Raw genomic sequence first — 3,869 nt, 5'->3', positions numbered from 1 at the left:
GGTGTCGGCGGTCGGCTTGGGGGAGTCGTGCACCGGTCCGGTGAACATATGCGGGGGACAGGGGAGTTGACCTTTCGCGCACCCGATCGCCGTGATCACGGACGGTGTCCGTTTCGTCTTGATGGTTACTGACCGCGATCGGTAACTTCCCTGCTCAGGTGGTGAGTCGGGCCTACCAGGATGATGATCCGGAAAAGTTGCGGTTCAGGGCGGCGGGTGGGGCCGGTTAAGTGCCTGATCTCTCGTACAGTTTGCGCCGTGGGATCTCTGCGCAATCCGGTCGGGCCGCTTCCCTCCACCATCTACTGGCGACGGAGGGCCGTCATGGCGGCCGTCCTCGGCGTGCTCGCCCTCCTGATCGTATGGGTCGTCACCAGTGGTGGCGGCAACGGCAAGAACGGTGCGGGCGACTCCAACGGCAAGAACCCCGCGCCCTCCATCACCCCCGGGCCCTCCGGCTCCGGCCCGGCGATCAGCCAGGCGCCGGGCGGCCGTGACGAGACGGGTGACGAGTCCGGCTCCGGGGGCGACAGCTCCGGATCCGGCTCGGACTCCGGCTCCGGTTCGGGCTCGGGCTCCGGGTCCGGCGGTGGCGACGGCGGTTCGAGCGCCGCCGGGGGCGGCTCGTCCAGCGGCGGCACCGGGAGCGGTGGGGGGAGCACCTCCGGCGAGCAGGTTCCGGCGGGGTCCAGCCTGCCCAACTGCACGTCCTCGGCGGTGAAGTTGAGCATCCGCAGTGTGCGCAACGCCTACGCGCCCGGTACGGACCCCACGTTCGAGTTGGTCGCCCGCAACTCATCGGGCAGCGACTGCAAGCTCGACCTCGGGCCGGACCACACGATCGTGACGATCACGGCGACCGGGGCCGACGACGCGTTCTGGTCCTCCGACGACTGCCACGAGACCGCCGGGAGCCTGCTGTTCCGGGTCCCGGCCGGCGACCAGGTCACCTACACCGTCCAGTGGAACCGGGACCCCAGCGCCCCCAACTGCGCCACCCCGTCCGCCGGTTCGGCCAAGCCCGGCACGTACCTCATCGAGGCGAAGGCCCCCGGCCTGACGAAGGACCGGACGTCCTTCGTCCTGAAGAAGGACTGACCCTCCGGGGCGAGCGCGCCGGCCTCCCGGCGGGCGGCCCTCGGAGCGGGGCGCGCGTGGCCGCGATCGGTCAGGGGGCGTGAGGCGTTGGTTCGGCTGACCGCCGGAGGCTAGACGTAGCGCTCCAGGATCGAGGACTCCGCCAGGCGCGACAGGCCCTCGCGGACGCTGCGGGCGCGGGCCTCGCCGACGCCGTCGACCGTCTGGAGGTCGTCGACGCTCGCTGCGAGCAGCTTCTGCAGGCCGCCGAAGTGCTCCACAAGGCGGTCGATGATGGCGCCGGGCAGGCGGGGGACCTTCGCCAGGAGGCGGAAGCCGCGTGGGGAGACCGCCGAGTCCATGCCCTCGGGGGAGCCGGTGTAGCCCAGGGCCCGTGCCACCGTGGGCAGTTCGAGGAGCTCCGCGTGGGAGAGGGCGTCCAGCTCGGACAGCGCCTCGTCGACCGTACGGGAACGTTTGGCCGTGGGCTCGGGGACATAGTCCCGGACCACCAGCTCGCGCTCCGGCTCCACACCCGCGATGAGCTCGTCCAGCTGGAGGGCCAGAAGGCGGCCGTCCGTACCCAGCTCGACGACGTACTCGGCGATCTCGGTGGCGATGCGCCGGACCATCTCCAGACGCTGCGCCACCGCCGAGACGTCCCGGACCGTCACCAGGTCCTCGATCTCCAGCGCTGACAACGTTCCCGCGACCTCGTCCAGGCGGAGCTTGTACCGCTCCAGGGTCGCGAGGGCCTGGTTGGCGCGGGAGAGGATCGCCGCCGAGTCCTCCAGGACACGGCGCTGCCCGTCGACGTACAGCGCGATCAGGCGCATCGACTGGGAGACGGAGACCACCGGGTACCCGACCTGTTTGCTCACGCGGTCCGCGGTGCGGTGCCGGGTGCCGGTCTCCTCCGTCGGGATCGTCGGGTCCGGGACCAGTTGGACACCCGCCCGCAGGATCTTCGACAGGTCCGAGGAGAGGACGATGCCGCCGTCCAGCTTGCACAGCTCACGCAGCCGCGTGGCCGTGAACTCGACATCCAGGACGAAACCACCGGTGCACATCGGCTCGACGGTCTTGTCGAAGCCGAGCACGATGAGTCCGCCGGTGTTGCCGCGGAGAATCCGCTCAAGCCCGTCGCGCAGGGCCGTGCCCGGGGCCACGGCGCTCAGTGAGGCGCGCATCAGGCCATCGGCACCGGAGCTCCCACCGGACTTTCCGGGAGCTGCTGCCCGGTCGTTGGCTGCCACTGCACTCCTCCGGTCGCAGGTTCTGGGGCGCTCCCGTTTCGCACACGTGGTTCGTACGGACGGGCGAGACCTGGGCAAAGTCTACCGGCGGTCCTCGTCGTCCCGTGGGGCGTCTCGACGACGGGATCGGGGCAGTACCCGCAGCGCGTCCCCCATGTCCGCCACTTCCAGCACCTTCATACCGGGAGGAACCTTGCCGGGATCGGACGGAACGAGCGCGTGCGTGAAGCCGAGGCGGTGCGCCTCCGCGAGGCGGCGCTGCACACCGGTGACCCTTCTGACCTCGCCGGCGAGGCCCACTTCGCCGATCGCCACGAGGTTCTTGGGCAGCGGGGTGTCGCTCGCCGCGGACGCCAGGGCGAGCGCGATCGCCAGGTCCGCGGCGGGCTCGGACAGCTTCACGCCGCCCACCGTCGCGGAGTAGATGTCCCTTTTGCCCAGAGCTGCGATCCGACCGCGCTGCTCCAGGACCGCCAGGACCATCGAGACACGCGAGGTCTCCAGGCCGGACGTGGTGCGGCGGGGGGAGGGGAGCTGGGAGTCGACCGTGAGCGACTGCACTTCGGCGACGAGGGGCCGGCGGCCCTCCAGGGTGACGGTGAGGCAGGTGCCGGGCACCGGCTCGTCGCGGCGGGTGAGGAAGAGACCACTGGGGTCGGCGAGGCCGGTGATGCCCTCGTCGTGCAGCTCGAAGCAGCCGACCTCGTCCGTGGCGCCGTAGCGGTTCTTGACGCCGCGTACGAGGCGGAGGCGGGCATGGCGGTCGCCCTCGAAATGCAGCACGACGTCGACCAGGTGCTCCAGGAGGCGGGGGCCCGCGATCGCGCCGTCCTTGGTGACGTGGCCCACGAGCAGGGTCGCCATGCCGCGTTCCTTCGAGGCACGGATCAGCGCACCCGCGACCTCGCGGACCTGGGCCATGCCGCCGGGGGCGCCGTCGATCTCCGGGGAGGCGACCGTCTGCACCGAGTCGAGGATGAGCAGACCGGGCTTGACGGCGTCCAAGTGGCCGAGGACGGCGGCCAGGTCGGTCTCGGCGGCGAGGTACAGATGGTCGTGGAGAGCGTCGATACGGTCGGCCCGGAGGCGGACCTGGCTCGCGGACTCCTCACCGGTGACGTAGAGCGTGGGGTGCTCGGCGCTGGCCGCCTTCGCCGCCACGTCGAGGAGGAGGGTGGACTTGCCGACGCCGGGTTCACCGGCGACGAGGACGACCGCGCCGGGGACGAGGCCGCCGCCGAGGACGCGGTCCAGCTCGGGGACGCCGGTGGGGCGGGCGGTGGCCTGGCGGCCGTCCACCTGGCCGATGGGGAGGGCGGAGGTCGTGACCCGGCCGGGGGCGGTGGTGCGGACCGCGGGGGTGCCGTACTCCTCGACCGTGCCCCACGCCTGGCACTCGGGGCAGCGGCCCAGCCACTTCGCCGTCTGCCAGCCGCATTCCGTGCAGCGGTAGGAGGGGCGATCCTTCGTGGACTTGGTACGGGCAGCCATGCACGAACCGTAGCGGAGGGCACTGACAACGGAGGGGGGCCGGGG

3 protein-coding genes are annotated in these 3,869 nt (G+C 71.6%); 1 reads left to right on the top strand and 2 read right to left on the bottom strand.

The genetic code is table 11. The features are described from left to right. The first annotated feature begins 258 nt into the window (after positions 1-258). A complete protein-coding gene (locus tag AOK23_RS41490; protein ID WP_055717569.1) occupies positions 259-1,098 on the top strand; it encodes a hypothetical protein in 840 nt (279 codons plus the stop codon). Between the two features lie 110 nt (positions 1,099-1,208). Here AOK23_RS41490 and disA read toward each other — a convergent pair whose 3' ends face one another. Together disA and radA are read right to left on the bottom strand one after the other, a co-directional pair. Beyond that, a complete protein-coding gene (disA, locus tag AOK23_RS41485; RefSeq protein ID WP_055542252.1) occupies positions 1,209-2,333 on the bottom strand; it encodes a DNA integrity scanning diadenylate cyclase DisA in 1,125 nt (374 codons plus the stop codon). Positions 2,334-2,414: 81 nt separating this feature from the next. Next, complete coding sequence (radA, locus tag AOK23_RS41480) at positions 2,415-3,824, bottom strand: DNA repair protein RadA (RefSeq protein ID WP_055717568.1); 1,410 nt, start codon at positions 3,822-3,824, stop codon at positions 2,415-2,417. Positions 3,825-3,869: the final 45 nt, after the last annotated feature.

The organism is Streptomyces torulosus, assembly GCF_001419765.1.
Lineage (GTDB): Bacteria > Actinomycetota > Actinomycetes > Streptomycetales > Streptomycetaceae > Streptomyces > Streptomyces torulosus.
The sequence above is the reverse complement of the archived record's forward strand: the minus strand, read 5'-3'. Positions and strand labels throughout refer to the sequence as shown.